The sequence below is a fragment of the Sphingobium sp. TA15 genome (genome assembly GCF_037101235.1).
Lineage (GTDB): Bacteria > Pseudomonadota > Alphaproteobacteria > Sphingomonadales > Sphingomonadaceae > Sphingobium > Sphingobium indicum.
On sequence record NZ_AP025355.1, the window covers coordinates 1,362,294 to 1,375,002 of the forward strand.

At 65.8% G+C, this 12,709-nt stretch carries 12 protein-coding genes and 1 tRNA gene; 8 read left to right on the forward strand and 5 right to left on the reverse strand.

What is annotated here, in order from left to right:
• The first annotated feature begins 102 nt into the window (after window positions 1–102).
• Both galE and pgl read left to right on the forward strand, forming a co-directional pair.
• Window positions 103–1,107 (forward strand): UDP-glucose 4-epimerase GalE, encoded by a 1,005-nt coding sequence (gene galE, locus Sj15T_RS06880; protein WP_013040368.1) that lies wholly within the window; start codon window positions 103–105, stop codon window positions 1,105–1,107.
• Window positions 1,108–1,111: 4 nt separating this feature from the next.
• Complete coding sequence (gene pgl / locus Sj15T_RS06885; protein WP_013040369.1) at window positions 1,112–1,801, forward strand: 6-phosphogluconolactonase; 690 nt, start codon at window positions 1,112–1,114, stop codon at window positions 1,799–1,801.
• 156 nt (window positions 1,802–1,957) lie between these two features.
• Here pgl and Sj15T_RS06890 read toward each other — a convergent pair whose 3' ends face one another.
• Window positions 1,958–2,221 carry a hypothetical protein gene (locus tag Sj15T_RS06890; protein WP_013040370.1) on the reverse strand — a complete coding sequence of 88 codons (264 nt, stop codon included), beginning with the start codon at window positions 2,219–2,221 and terminating at the stop codon, window positions 1,958–1,960.
• A 54-nt stretch (window positions 2,222–2,275) separates the two neighbouring features.
• Here Sj15T_RS06890 and Sj15T_RS06895 point away from each other — a divergent pair, with 54 nt between their 5' ends.
• Entirely contained in the window at window positions 2,276–3,418 is a 1,143-nt protein-coding gene (locus Sj15T_RS06895; RefSeq protein ID WP_013040371.1) for an aminotransferase class I/II-fold pyridoxal phosphate-dependent enzyme, read from the forward strand.
• Between the two features lie 87 nt (window positions 3,419–3,505).
• On the opposite strand, the gene Sj15T_RS06900 is transcribed toward Sj15T_RS06895, so the two are convergent.
• Window positions 3,506–3,590 (reverse strand) — tRNA-Leu (locus Sj15T_RS06900).
• Window positions 3,591–3,774: 184 nt separating this feature from the next.
• Here Sj15T_RS06900 and zwf point away from each other — a divergent pair.
• The 5 genes from zwf (at window position 3,775) to Sj15T_RS06925 (ending at window position 9,321) form a co-directional block, all read left to right on the forward strand.
• The gene (zwf, locus tag Sj15T_RS06905) at window positions 3,775–5,235 is read left to right on the forward strand and encodes a glucose-6-phosphate dehydrogenase (RefSeq protein WP_013040372.1); all 1,461 of its coding nucleotides are present in this window, start codon (window positions 3,775–3,777) and stop codon (window positions 5,233–5,235) included.
• A complete protein-coding gene (gene edd / locus Sj15T_RS06910) occupies window positions 5,228–7,054 on the forward strand; it encodes a phosphogluconate dehydratase (protein ID WP_013040373.1) in 1,827 nt (608 codons plus the stop codon). The genes zwf and edd overlap by 8 nt, the downstream gene beginning before the upstream one ends.
• A gap of 134 nt (window positions 7,055–7,188) precedes the next feature.
• On the forward strand, window positions 7,189–8,154 hold the full coding sequence (gene glk, locus Sj15T_RS06915) for a glucokinase (RefSeq protein ID WP_007684960.1): 966 nt from the start codon (window positions 7,189–7,191) through the stop codon (window positions 8,152–8,154).
• Window positions 8,154–8,771, forward strand: a complete 618-nt coding sequence (gene eda / locus Sj15T_RS06920) for a bifunctional 4-hydroxy-2-oxoglutarate aldolase/2-dehydro-3-deoxy-phosphogluconate aldolase (RefSeq protein WP_041385937.1) — start codon at window positions 8,154–8,156, stop codon at window positions 8,769–8,771. Before glk ends, eda begins: the two co-directional genes overlap by 1 nt.
• 37 nt (window positions 8,772–8,808) lie before the next feature.
• Window positions 8,809–9,321 carry a hypothetical protein gene (locus tag Sj15T_RS06925; protein ID WP_041386453.1) on the forward strand — a complete coding sequence of 171 codons (513 nt, stop codon included), beginning with the start codon at window positions 8,809–8,811 and terminating at the stop codon, window positions 9,319–9,321.
• 108 nt (window positions 9,322–9,429) lie between these two features.
• On the opposite strand, the gene Sj15T_RS06930 is transcribed toward Sj15T_RS06925, so the two are convergent.
• From Sj15T_RS06930 to Sj15T_RS06940, 3 genes are read right to left on the reverse strand one after another with little or no spacing between them, the layout of a single operon-like run.
• On the reverse strand, window positions 9,430–10,011 hold the full coding sequence (locus Sj15T_RS06930; RefSeq protein ID WP_007684954.1) for a gamma carbonic anhydrase family protein: 582 nt from the start codon (window positions 10,009–10,011) through the stop codon (window positions 9,430–9,432).
• A gap of 1 nt (window position 10,012) precedes the next feature.
• Window positions 10,013–11,008 carry a porphobilinogen synthase gene (hemB, locus tag Sj15T_RS06935; protein WP_013040376.1) on the reverse strand — a complete coding sequence of 332 codons (996 nt, stop codon included), beginning with the start codon at window positions 11,006–11,008 and terminating at the stop codon, window positions 10,013–10,015.
• A 48-nt stretch (window positions 11,009–11,056) separates the two neighbouring features.
• Window positions 11,057–12,637, reverse strand: a complete 1,581-nt coding sequence (locus Sj15T_RS06940; protein WP_013040377.1) for a M28 family metallopeptidase — start codon at window positions 12,635–12,637, stop codon at window positions 11,057–11,059.
• Window positions 12,638–12,709: the final 72 nt, after the last annotated feature.

A 12,709-nucleotide genomic window follows, 5' to 3' on the forward strand; every position in this document is an offset into this window, starting at 1 on the left:
AATGAGTAACGTGCTCCTGCGAAGGCAGGAGCCCAGTTCGGACGTTGCAACTGGGCTCCTGCCTTCGCAGGAGCACGTTGCAGCTATCACAGGGCGGAATATATGAACGACAAGCCGACGGTTCTGGTCACGGGCGGGGCCGGCTATATTGGCAGCCACGCCGTGTTGGCGCTGCGCGACGCGGGTTATGGCGTCGTGGTGATCGACAATCTGGTGACGGGTTTCCGCTGGGCGGTGCCTGATGATGTGGCCTTCGTTCAGGGGGATATTTCCGACCAGCCGCTGGTGCAGCGGACTTTGCGCGACCATGGCGTGAAGGCGGTGATGCATTTCGCCGGGTCGGTCGTCGTGCCGGAATCGGTCGAAAATCCGCTGAAATATTATCATAACAACAGCGCCAAGACCCGCGACCTGATCGAGAGCGTCGTGACGGTCGGCGTGCCGCATTTCATCTTTTCCTCGACGGCGGCGACTTACGGAATTCCGGAGGAAAGTCCGGTCAGGGAAACGACGCCGCAGCGGCCGATCAATCCCTATGGCATGTCGAAGCTGATGACCGAATATATGCTGCGCGACGTCAGCGCGGCGCATGCGATGAACTTCTGCGCGCTGCGTTATTTCAACGTCGCCGGGGCCGATCCGGCGGGGCGGACCGGGCAGTCGACGGCGGGCGCGACCCATCTGATCAAGGTGGCGGTGGAAGCGGCGCTGGGCAAGCGGAGCCATGTTTCGGTGTTCGGGACGGATTTCGACACGCCGGACGGGACCGGGGTGCGCGACTATATCCATGTCACCGATCTGGCGGCGGCGCATGTGCTGGCGCTGGAGGCCTTGATGGCCCGGCCGGAGCAGAATTACCTGCTCAATTGCGGCTATGGGCGCGGCTTTTCGGTGCTGGAGGTGCTGGACGCCGTCGACCGGGTGACGAACCTGAAGATCGACCGGCGGATGGAGGGGCGGCGCGCGGGCGATCCGGACGCGCTGATCTCCGACAATCGGGCGATCATGGCCGAATTTCCGTGGAAGCCGCAATATGCCGATCTGGACCAGATCGTGACCCATGCCCTGGCCTGGGAGCGCAGGCTGACGGAGATCCGGGGGGAGTGACGCCATGCCGACCGAACATCTTTTCGTAGATGGGGCGCTGGCGGCGGCGGACATGGCGCGGCGGATCGCCATGATATTGGGCGACGCCGTCGCGCAGCGGGGGGTGGCGGCCATCGCCCTGTCGGGCGGGCGGTCGCCGAGGCCGGTGCTGGAGGCTCTGGCAGGCGCGGCGCTGGATTGGGACAAGGTGATCGTGACGCTGGTCGATGAGCGTTGGGTCGCGCCGGACCATGCGGACAGCAATGAGCGGCTGGTGCGCGAGACCTTGTTGCAGGGGAAGGCGGCGGCGGCGCGGTTCGTGCCGATGAAGAATAAGGCGGTGGACGCCTATGCCGGGCAGGCGGAATGCGAGGCGGCCTTTGCCGCCCTGCCCTGGCCGCTGGACATCGTGCTGCTGGGCATGGGGGAGGATGGGCATACCGCTTCGCTGTTTCCGGGGGCTGCGGAATTGGCCGAGGGGCTTTCGACCGGGGCGCTGACGCTGGCGGTGACGCCGCCCGCCGCGCCGCACCAGCGCATGTCGATGAGCGCCGGGGCGATATTGGCGAGCCGTCATATATTCCTGCAGATCGGGGGGGCGGCGAAGAAGGCGGTTTATGACCGGGCTTTGGCGGGAGGGCCGGTGGAGGAATTGCCAGTCCGGCTGGCGCTTTGCCAGCATGCGGTGTCGGTGGAGGTGTGGATTTCGGAATGAGGCTTTGAGGCTGCTTCTGAATCGTCATTCCCGCGGAGGCGGGAAACGCCAGTATGGCAAAGCCAATCCATCTCACATCAGTTGAGTAAGGCGGGACGGTCAGGAGATGGATTCCCGCCTTCGCGGGAATGACGAAAGAAGGGAAATGCCGGGGAATTAGTCGCGCGGCTTGTGTTTGGAGAAAAGGTAGCGCCAGACGCCGACGATGTTGATGCCGAGCAGGGCTATATTCTGAAAGCCGATGCCTTCGCTGTCTTCGGACAGGAAACCCCAGGCGATCAGGGCTATCGAGGATGTCACGAACAGCACGAACGCCCAGCCGGTGATGCGGCGGCCCAGGTTCAGCGAGACGATGAGGGCGGCGACGGTCGCGGCGGCGGCGCCATAATATTGCAGGGCGTCGAGGATGGTTTCGTTCACCCACGTCCAACGCAGCAATTGTGACAAGGTTGCGGGGCGGGTAAGAGGCGGCGCATGGTTGCCAATATCGATCCTTTTCACGCCATCGCCATCAGCCGGGAAGCCCACAGGCTGGAGGCGGAGGGGCGGTCCATCCTCCATATGGAGTTCGGCCAGCCTTCGACCGGGGCGCCGTCCGCCGCCATTGCGGAGGCGCATGCGGTGCTGGACCGCGATCCGATGGGCTATTGGGAAAGCCCGGCGCTGAAGGAGCGGATCGCGCTGCATTATCGGGAACGCTATGGCGTGGCCGTGGAGGCGGAGCAGATATTGCTGACCTGCGGGGCTTCGCCGGGGCTGGTGCTGGCGCTGAGCAGCCTGTTCGCGCCGGGAGCGAGGGTGGCGACGGCGCGGCCGGGCTATGTGGCCTATCGCAACACGTTGAAGGCGCTCTATCTGGAGCCGGTGGAGATCGGTTGCGGGCCTGCCGAGCGCTACCAGATCGGGGCGGCGGCTTTGGAGGCGCTGGACCCGGCGCCCGATGGCGCGATCATCGCCAGCCCCGCCAATCCCACGGGAACCATCATTCCCGCAGAGGAAATGGCGCATATCGCGCAGGTTTGCCGGACGCGAAATATTCGGATCGTGTCGGACGAGATCTATCACGGGCTAAGCTATGGCGAGCCGGCGCGGTCGATGCTGGAATTCGCGCCGGACGCCGTCGTCGTGAACAGCTTTTCCAAATATTTTTCCATGGCCGGCTGGCGGCTGGGCTGGGTGGTCTTTCCGCCCGACCTGATTGAAACGGCGCGGGCGCGCATGGGCAACCTGTTCCTGACGCCCCCTTCCCTGGCGCAGCATGCGGGGTTGAAGGCGTTCGACTGCATCGATGAGCTGGAGGAGCATGTCGCCACCTACCGGCGCAACCGGGAACTGCTGCTGGCCGCCCTGCCCGCCTTGGGACTGAAGGAGATCGCGCCGCCCGACGGCGCCTTCTACATCTATGCGGATGTCGGCCATCTGACCGATGACAGCCTGGCCTTTTGCCGCAAACTGCTGCGCGAAACCGGCGTGGCCACGGCGCCGGGAATCGATTTCGATCCGGTTGACGGGCACCGGCACATCCGTTTCAGCTTCGCGGTCTCCACCGATCGGGTGGAGGATGCCATCGCCCGGATGATCCCTTGGTTCGGGCAGCAGGGCGCGGCAAGCGATTGACCGGCACGATCAAGGCAGAAATTCGGTCAAGCGGGAGGATGGAAAGCCGCATCCGGCAGGCCCTTCGATGCGGATGATCGAAAAGGATGGTGCGGGCGGTCGGAATCGAACCGACACTCCTTTCGGAACCGGATTTTGAGTCCGGCGCGTCTACCAGTTTCACCACGCCCGCATGTCATGGCCGTGCGCCAAATGGCAAAATCGGCGGCCAGCGTCCAGCCAAAAATCAACGTTTCCGCCCTCTCGCGGTTGCGAGATGAATGTCGCGGCGATAGCCTGCTTGCGTAACGAGGGCCGCAGGCTATAAGGGCGGCTTCGTGCAGACCTGAAAACACCAAACGGAAAAGGGGTATCCTTTGACCGAACCGTCTGCCACGTTCCTGTTGTTCGGCGCCACCGGCGACCTGGCGCACAGGATGATCTTTCCTTCGCTCTACAATCTGCTGGCCGACGGGCTGTTGCCGGACGATTTCCTGATCATCGCGTCGGGGCGGTCGGAATTCACCGATGAAGAATTTCGCGCCGACATCGACAAGGCGCTGCGGAAATTTTTGGCCGCCGACCGCTATGATGCGGAGATTGCGGAGCGGCTGCGCGCCATCATCGTCTATCAGCCGGTGGAGGCGGGCAATGCCGCGCAGTTCAAGGCGCTGGGCGAGCGGCTGGACGGGCGGCTGGACAAGGGCGTGTCCGTCTATCTGTCGACGCCCCCTTCCCTCTTCGCGCCGACCGCGCAGGGGCTGGCCGAGGCGGGGCTGATCACGCCGAAGACGCGAATCGCGATGGAAAAGCCCATCGGCAAGGATCTGGCCTCCTCCAAAGAAGTGAATGACGGCATCGGCGCGCTGTTCGCGGAGGAGCAGATTTTCCGCGTCGACCATTATCTGGGCAAGGAGACGGTCCAGAACCTGCTGGCGCTGCGCTTCGGCAATGTGATGTTCGAGCCGCTGTGGAACGCCACCGCCATCGACCATGTGCAGATCACCGTGGGCGAGACGGTGGGGCTGGAGGGCCGGGTTTCCTATTATGACGGGGTCGGCGCGCTGCGCGACATGGTGCAGAACCATGTGCTGCAAATATTGTCGATCATCGCCATGGAGCCGCCCGCGCGGATGGACCCGACCGCCGTGCGCGACGAGAAGGTGAAGGCGCTGCGTTCGCTGCGCCCGATGACCGCCGAGACGGTCAAGACGCACAGTGTGCGCGGCCAATATACGCCCGGCGCGGTCGGGGGGCAGATCGTCACCGGCTATGCCGACGAACTGGGCAAGCCGTCCGAAACCGAAACCTTCGTGGCGTTGAAGGCCCATATCGACAATTGGCGCTGGCAGGGCGTGCCCTTCTATCTGCGCACCGGCAAGCGGCTGCCCGCGCGTCAGTCGGAAATATTGATCCAGTTCAAGCCGGTGCGCCATTCGATCTTCGGGCGGAATGGCGGGTCGGGGCTGGAGCCGAACACCCTGATCATCCGGTTGCAGCCGGAGGAATATATCCGCCTGCTGATCATGAGCAAAAGGCCGGGGCTGGAGCGCGAGGTGCATCTGGAGGAGGTGACGCTGGACGTGTCGCTGACCGCCGCCTTCGCCGGGCAGCGCCGCCGGATCGCCTATGAACGGCTGATCCTGGACCTGCTGGCGGGCGACGCCACCCTGTTCGTGCGGCGCGACGAGGTGGAGGCGCAATGGACCTGGATCGATTCGATCATCGACGGGTGGAAGGAGGCGGGCGTGAAGCCTTCGCCCTATTCTTCGGGGAACTGGGGGCCGTCCTCAGCCATTGCCCTGATCGAAAGAGACGGAGCAAGCTGGAATGACTGATCTTCATCCGGTGATCGCCAGGGTCACCGAACGCATCGTGAAGCGCAGCGCCGCTTCGCGCCTGAAATATCTGAGCCTGATCGAGCGCGGACGGGACGCGGGCACCAACCGCGACCAGCTTTCGTGCGGGAACCTGGCGCATGGCTTTGCCGCGAGCGGCGAAGACAAGGCTGTCATCCGCGCCGGGGCGGCGATGAATTTCGGCATCGTCACCGCCTATAACGACATGCTGTCGGCGCATCAGCCCTATGGCCGCTATCCGGAGCAGATCAAGCTGGCGGCGCGGGAGGTCGGCTGCACCGCGCAGGTGGCGGGCGGCGTTCCGGCCATGTGCGACGGCGTGACCCAGGGTCAGGCAGGCATGGACCTGTCGCTCTTTTCCCGCGACACGATTGCGCTGGGGACGGCCATCGCCCTGTCCCATGCGATGTTCGAGGGCGCGCTGCTGCTGGGCATTTGCGACAAGATCGTGCCGGGGCTGCTGATCGGGGCGCTGCGCTTCGGGCATCTGCCGACCATATTGATCCCCGCCGGGCCGATGCCTTCGGGGCTGGCGAACAAGGAAAAGGTGCGCATCCGGCAGCTTTATGCCGAGGGCAAGGTGGGCCGGGAGGAATTGCTGGAGTCCGAAAGCGCCAGCTATCACGGCGCGGGCACCTGCACCTTCTATGGCACGGCCAACAGCAACCAGATGATGATGGAGATGATGGGGCTGCACATGCCCGCCGCTTCCTTCGTGCATCCGGGCACGAAGCTGCGGCAGGAATTGACGCGGGCGGCGGTGCATCAATTGTCGCGCATCGGGTGGAACGGCGACGATTACCGGCCCCTGGGCCATTGCGTCGATGAGAAGGCCATCGTCAACGCGATCATCGGCCTGATGGCGACCGGCGGGTCGACCAACCATGCGATCCACCTGCCCGCCATTGCGCGGGCGGCGGGGATCGTCATCGACTGGACCGATTTCGCGGAGATTTCCGATGTCGTGCCGTTGCTGGCGCGGGTTTACCCGAACGGATCGGGCGACGTGAACAATTTTCATGCGGCGGGCGGCATGTCCTATGTGATCCGGGAATTGCTGGGCAACGGCCTGCTGCATGGCGACATTCCGACCGTCGCGCGCCGGGGGCTGGCCGATTATGGGCAGGAGCCGGTGCTGGAGAATGACGCGCTGGCGTGGAAGGAGGTGCCGGAATCGCGGGATGAGAGCATCCTGCGGCCCGTGGCCCGTCCGTTCAGCCCGGATGGCGGCATGAAGCTGCTGTCCGGCAATCTGGGCCGCTGCGTCATGAAGGTGAGCGCGGTCGACAGAGAGCGCTGGACCATCGAGGCTCCGGCAGCGGTGTTCCACGATCAGGACGATGTGCTGCGGGCGTTCAAGGCGGGCGAACTGGAACGGGACGTCGTGGTGGTGGTGCGCTTCCAGGGGCCGAGGGCGAACGGCATGCCCGAACTGCACAAGCTGACCCCGGCGCTGGGCGTGTTGCAGGATCGCGGGTTCCGCGTGGCGCTGGTGACGGACGGGCGCATGTCGGGGGCTTCGGGCAAGGTGCCGGCGGCGATCCATCTGTCGCCGGAGGCTTTGGGCGGCGGTCCCATCGGCAGGCTGCGCGATGGCGACGTGGTGCGGGTCTGCGCGGAGGCGGGCCGGATCGAGGCGCTGGTGGACGCGGAGGAATGGGAGGCGCGGGACGTTCCGGCGGCTCCCCCTGCCCCCTATGATACCGGGCGCGAACTGTTCGCGCTGTTCCGGCATCATAGCGATCTGGCGGAAAGCGGCGCCTCGCCCATTCTGGCGGCGATGGAAAGCGAACTGTGAGGGGTTGCGCCTGAACGAACCTGTCATTCCCGCGAAGGCGGGAATCCATCTCCAAACCTGGCGGTTGGTGCGATGGCAGGAGATGGATTCCCGCCTTCGCGGGAATGACGACTGATATATTCAAGGCACGAAATATGACCGAGATCATCGCCGCCGACATCGGCGGCACCAATGCCCGCTTCGCCCGCGCCAAACTGGATGCGCGCAATGTTCCGACTTTGGGCAAGGTGCGCAAATATAAGGTCGCGGATTATCCCAGCCTTCAGGCCTGCTGGGCCGCGTTCGTGGAGGATGAGGGCGGCAAGCTGCCCAATGCCGCCTCCATCGCCTTCGCCACCGCCATCGGGCGGGAGGTGATCAAGCTGACCAACAGCGCATGGGTGATCCGGCCCGATGCGCTGGACGAGGAACTGGGGCTGAAGCATCTGCGGCTGGTCAATGATTTCGAGGCGGTGGCCCATGCCGTGGCGCGCCTGCCCAAGGAGAATCTGCCGCTGCTGTTCGGGGAGGACAGGCCCTTTCCGCGGGACGGCGGGGTGACGATATTGGGGCCGGGCACCGGGCTGGGCGTGGCGATGATCGCCTTCGACGATGGCGAGCCGCATGTCATCGCGACCGAGGGCGGGCATCTGGACTTCGCGCCGCTCGATCCGCTGGAGGAGAAGATACTCGCCTATCTGCGCGACAAGTTCCTGCGCGTGTCGACGGAGCGGATCGTGTCGGGGCCGGGCCTGAACAATATCTACAAGGCGATGGCGACCATCGGCCATGATCGGGTCGTGCTGATGGAGGATGCCGAATTGTGGCAGGCGGCCATCGACGGCACGGACGAATTCGCGCGGGCGGCGTTCGATCGTTTCTGCATGTCCTACGGGTCGGTCGCGGGCGATCTGGCGCTGGCGCAGGGACCGCACACGGTGGTGCTGGCGGGCGGGCTGACGCAGCGGATGCGGGCCTTGCTGCCGCAGAGCGGGTTCCATCAGCGCTTCACCGCCAAGGGGCGGTTCGAGAGCCTGATGAAGGCGGTGCCGATCCGGCTCGCCTTGCATGACGAAATCGGGCTGTACGGCGCGGCCGCCGCCTTTCGGGAGAAGAGATGATGACGCTGAGCGTAGAAGGGGTGATGGAACTGGCGCCGGTGATTCCGGTGCTGGTGGTCGACCGGGTCGAGGATGCGCTGCCGATTGCGCGGGCGCTGGTGAAGGGCGGCCTGCCCGCGCTGGAGGTGACGTTGCGGACGCCCGCCGCACTGGACGTGATCCGGGAGATGGCGCAGGTCGAAGGCGCGGTGGTCGGCGCGGGGACGGTGCTGAATCCCGCGCAACTGGATGCGGCGATGGCGGCCGGGGCGCGCTTCATCGTCAGCCCCGGCCTGACCGAGCCTCTGGGCAAGGCGGCGATTGCGGCGGGCATTCCCTTCCTGCCCGGCACGGCGACGGCGGGCGACATCATGCGCGGGCTGGACATGGGGCTGTCGCATTTCAAATTCTTCCCGGCGGAGACTTCGGGCGGGCTGCCAGCGCTGAAGGCGCTGGCGGCGCCGTTGCAGGAGGCGCGATTCTGCCCGACCGGCGGGATCACGGCGGAAAGCGCGCCCCAATGGCTGGCGGAACCCTTCGTCAAATGCGTGGGCGGAAGCTGGGTGGTGCCCAAGGGGCCGGTCGACGCGGCGAGGATCGAGGCTCTGGCGCGGGAGGCGGCGGCGTTGCCGCGCTGATCTTGCGTCCGGGCGCGCTCCATCCTAGATGCGGGCGATGATCCCGCGTCGGCTGCTTCCCTCCCTGGTCCTGTTCCTGTCCGGTTGCGCCAGCACCTTTCAGGGCTATCCGTCGCTCGCCAAGCGGGCGATAGAGGATGCGCCGATTGCCGAGGCGGCGCCTGCCCCCTCCCCGGTCGCGCCGGAGCCGGAGCTGGTCCGCGATGTGGACCGGCTGAAGGCGCAGGCCGAGGCGGGCGGCGCGGCGTTCGACCAGGCCTGGCCTGCGGCGGACACGGCCACGCGGGCGGCGGCGGGGTCGGCGGTTTCCAGCGAGGCCTGGGTGGCGGCGCAGACGGCGCTGAGCGCGCTGGAAACGGCGCGGAACGGCAGCGTGTCGGCCTTGGCCAGTCTGGACGTGCTGTATGTGGAGCGCAGCAATGCGGTGGCCGAGGGCAAGGTCAGCGGCGGGATCGACGCCATCGACGCGGCGCGGGGGGCTGCGCTGGCGATTGTCGATGGGCAGAATGACCGGCTGGATGCGCTCAAGGGGCGGTTGGCGCAGCCTTAGGCTATAGAAATTACGCGACGTGCTCCTGCGAAGGCAGGAGCCCAGTCTTACCCTCCGAACTGGGCTCCTGCCTTCGCAGGAGCACGCCGGTTTAATTCGGAAAAGTTCTCAATCCGACGACGCCGCTTTCACCGCGCCCTTATGGGCCTTTCCATTGTGCACATAATGGTCGACGCCTTCGCGCATGTCGATCAGCGCTTCGTCGGACAGGTCGCGCATATATTTGGCGGGGCGGCCCGCCCATAGCTGGCGGTGCAGCACCGTCTTGCCCGGCGAGAGCAGCGCTCCGGCGGCCAGCATGGCGTCGCTTTCGACCGTGCAGCCGCTCATGACGATGGCGCCCAGGCCGACGAAGGCGCGGTCCTTCAGCACGCAGCCATGGACCATCGCCATATGGCCGATCAGCACGTCTTCGCCGATGATCGTCGGCCAGCCTTCGGACGGGCGGCCGTCGATATGGTCGCCGGGGCTGTCGCAATGGACCACCGTGCCGTCCTGGATATTGGTGCGCGCGCCGATGTGGATGAAGTTCACGTCGGCGCGGATCACGCAATTATACCAGATGCTGACGTCGGGGCCGATCTCCACATCGCCGATGATCCGGCAGCCGGGGGCGATGAAGGCGCTGGGGTGGATTTTCGGGGTCTTGCCGTTGAAGGGAATGATGGAGACGTCGGGATAGTCGGTCATTTCAGGCTCCGAGCAATCGGGCAGCGTGGAGGGCGTGGTAAGTGAGGACGCCTGAGCAGCCCGCCCGCTTGAACGCCAGCAGCGTTTCCAGCACCAGCGCGTCGCGGTCCCCCGCGCCTACGGCTGCGGCGGCCTCCAGCATCGCATATTCGCCCGACACCTGATAGGCGAAGACAGGGACTTCGAACCGGTCCTTCACCCGCGCGATGATGTCGAGATAGGGCAGGCCCGGCTTCACCATCACGCTGTCGGCGCCTTCGGCGATGTCGAGGGCGACTTCGCGCAGCGCTTCCTGGCTGTTGGCGGGGTCCATCTGATAGCTTTTCTTGTTGCCCTTCAGCAGGCCGCCGGAGCCGACCGCGTCGCGGAACGGGCCGTAGAAGGCGCTGGCATATTTGGCGGCATAGGCCATGATCTGGACATTGGCGTGGCCTTCCTCCTCAAGCGCTTCGCGGATGGCGCCGACGCGGCCGTCCATCATGTCGCTGGGCGCGATGATGTCCGCGCCCGCCGCCGCCTGGTTGAGCGACTGGCCGATGAGGACGTCGATGGTGGCGTCGTTGACGACATAGCCCGTCTCGTCCAGCAGTCCGTCCTGACCGTGGGCGGTGTAGGGGTCGAGCGCCACGTCGGTCAGGACGCCGATGTCGGGCACCGCGTCCTTGATGGCGCGGATGGCGCGGCACATGAGATTGTCGGGGTTGAGCGCCTCCGCCCCGTCGTCGCTGCGTCGATCGGGCTGGGTATTGGGGAAGAGGGCGAGGCAGGGAATGCCCGCCGCCTGCGCCTCCCTGGCGCGCTCGACGATCAGGTCGACCGACCAGCGGGAGACGCCGGGGAGCGACTTGATGGGTTCCTCCGCCCGGCTCCCTTCGGTGACGAACAGCGGCCAGATGAAGTCGCTGGGGGTCAGGCGGTTTTCGGCGTGCATCGCCCGGCTCCAGGCCGAGGCGCGGGTGCGGCGCAGGCGAAGCGCCGGATAGGAGGCTTGGGTCATGGCCGGGGGTTTAGGCCCCTGCCCCGGCCGGATCAAGCAGCACGAAGGCTATTTGGCGAAGCGGCGGAAGAAGCTGTCCTCATTCCATTGCGGGCGGCCGGGGGCGTTTGCGACGCGCAGGGTCACGGCGGCGACATAATCGTTCAGCTTCACCGATTCGGCGGGCATCACCGGCTGGTTCGCGTCGTCCTTGGGCGAATGGTAGATGTTGGCGCGCCACGCCCTTTCCACCGTCGCCTCCGGCGTGCCCGCCTTGAAGCCATATTTGAAGAACAGCGCGGGAATGCCCGCCCGGATGAAGCTGTACTGGTCGGACCGGATGAAGACATTGCGGTCCGGAAAGGGATCGGGCGTGATGGGCAGGTTCATGGCCGCGCTGACCGCTTCGGCATCCTTGCCCAGGCTGCTCTGGTCGTAACCCACGGGCGTCACGCTGGTCAGCGGGAATATCGGCAGCGCCATGTCGAAATTGAGGTCGGCCACCATCGCCTTCTGCGGCACGGTCGGCCTCCGCGCGAAATAGCTGGAGCCGAGCAGACCCTTCTCCTCCGCCGTGACGATGGCGAAGAGGATCGATCGCCTGGGCTTCACCTTGCCCTCGCGCAGGGTCCGGGCGATTTCCAGCAGGCTGGCCACGCCCGACGCATTGTCGAGAGCGCCGTTGTAGATCGCATCCCCGTTGATCGGCGTGCCCATCCCATATCCGTCCAGATGCGCGGAGAGGACGACATATTCCTTGCCGAGCAGCGGGTCCGTGCCCGGCATCACCGCGATGATGTTGGGAGAATTCAGATCGGCGCGCCTCGCCGCCACCTTCGCGTTCAGTCGCTGGGCCAGCGGGAAGGACGGCACCGGGCCGGAACTGTCGGCGGCGGCGGCGACCTGCGCGAAATCATGGCCCGACCCGGCAAAGAGCAGAGCGGATTTGGCCGGGTCGAACTGGGCGGAGAGGAAGGGCGTCAGCGTCTCCCGCAGGGTTGCGTCGCGAAAGTACAGCGCCGGCTGGCTGGCCAGCGCCATGCGCCGGTCCCAGGGAATTTCCACCTGCTTGGGCGTCACGAGCTGGATCAGCCCCAAAGCCCCCTGCCTTGCCAGCCACGCCGCCCGTTCCGAACGGGCATGGGACTTGAGGGCGCCGGAGATGGTCGCGGGACCGCCCGAAACCACCACCACGATCTTGCCCTTGAGGTCGAGCCCGGCGAAATCGTCATGCCCCACCTCCGGCAGGTGCAGGCCGTAACCGGCGAAGACCAGAGGCGCGCTCACATTTTCAGGGGCCGGGCCGCCTCCCCCGGAAAAGATGATGTCGGCGGGCGCCGCCAGCGCGGTATCGCCGCCCGGCCCCGTCAGCGAAGCGCTGCTCTCCTGCGACAGGATCACCTGCTCGGTAAAGGCGACGGGCTGTTTATAGCCGTCGATCCCTGCCGGTTTCAGCCCGAGCGCCCGAAGCTGCCCGATCACATAATCAGCCGCCCTCTCATGGCCGGGCTTGCCCGTCCCGCGCCCTTCATAGCCATCGTCGGCAAGGGTGCGGACATGTTTCCACCAGGCTTCGCCCCGATCTTCGGGCGCAGCGGGGGCCGTGGTGCTGATCAAGCCCAGGAGAAGTCCGGAAATCCATTTGCGCATCCGCCGCATGTCCCTTTTGAAAACCTGACGATCTTGCCTGATCCGGTGCGACGAACAAGGGGCTTGGAACCG

Bases quoted from the DNA above. Each gene is read 5' to 3' on its own strand.
- galE (WP_013040368.1), top strand. From the start codon at position 103: ATGAACGACAAGCCGACGGTTCTGGTCACGGGCGGGGCCGGCTATATT.
- Sj15T_RS06895 (WP_013040371.1), top strand. From the start codon at position 2,276: ATGGTTGCCAATATCGATCCTTTTCACGCCATCGCCATCAGCCGGGAA.
- Sj15T_RS06940 (WP_013040377.1), bottom strand. From the start codon at position 12,637: ATGCGCAAATGGATTTCCGGACTTCTCCTGGGCTTGATCAGCACCACG.
- pgl (WP_013040369.1), top strand. From the start codon at position 1,112: ATGCCGACCGAACATCTTTTCGTAGATGGGGCGCTGGCGGCGGCGGAC.
- Sj15T_RS06925 (WP_041386453.1), top strand. From the start codon at position 8,809: ATGATCCCGCGTCGGCTGCTTCCCTCCCTGGTCCTGTTCCTGTCCGGT.
- glk (WP_007684960.1), top strand. From the start codon at position 7,189: ATGACCGAGATCATCGCCGCCGACATCGGCGGCACCAATGCCCGCTTC.
- Sj15T_RS06930 (WP_007684954.1), bottom strand. From the start codon at position 10,011: ATGACCGACTATCCCGACGTCTCCATCATTCCCTTCAACGGCAAGACC.
- hemB (WP_013040376.1), bottom strand. From the start codon at position 11,008: ATGACCCAAGCCTCCTATCCGGCGCTTCGCCTGCGCCGCACCCGCGCC.
- eda (WP_041385937.1), top strand. From the start codon at position 8,154: ATGACGCTGAGCGTAGAAGGGGTGATGGAACTGGCGCCGGTGATTCCG.
- edd (WP_013040373.1), top strand. From the start codon at position 5,228: ATGACTGATCTTCATCCGGTGATCGCCAGGGTCACCGAACGCATCGTG.